This window comes from Pseudomonas sp. SIMBA_067 (assembly GCF_046534675.1).
Classification (GTDB): Bacteria; Pseudomonadota; Gammaproteobacteria; order Pseudomonadales; family Pseudomonadaceae; genus Aquipseudomonas; species Aquipseudomonas putida.
This window is the reverse complement of record NZ_JAWRYH010000993.1, coordinates 1-249: the sequence shown is the minus strand read 5'-3', so window position 1 is coordinate 249 and position 249 is coordinate 1. Positions and strand designations below refer to the sequence as shown.

General features: G+C 64.3%; 1 pseudogene. It reads left to right on the top strand.

The features are described 5' to 3' along the window. Positions 1-249 (top strand): annotated as a pseudogene (locus SB765_RS32195) (energy transducer TonB); the annotation flags it as partial.

The following is a 249-nucleotide window of genomic DNA, read 5'->3' as shown; positions in this document are numbered from 1 at the left end:
CAAGGCAGAGCTTGAAGCCAAGCTGCTGCCCCCTGCCCCCGAGCCATTCAGTGCCCTGGAACTGATCGAGCAGCAGCGTCAGCTCGATATCAGCAACAGCTGGATGCGCCCGGTGGTGATGAGCCAGGGCCAGCCGATTACCGAGCCCGGCCCAGGCCCTACCCCGCGCTCATTGTTCCTGCCCATCGCCGAATTCGAAACCGACCTGCTGGACCCGGCGCCCGAACCGTTTGATGACGCAACCTTGGC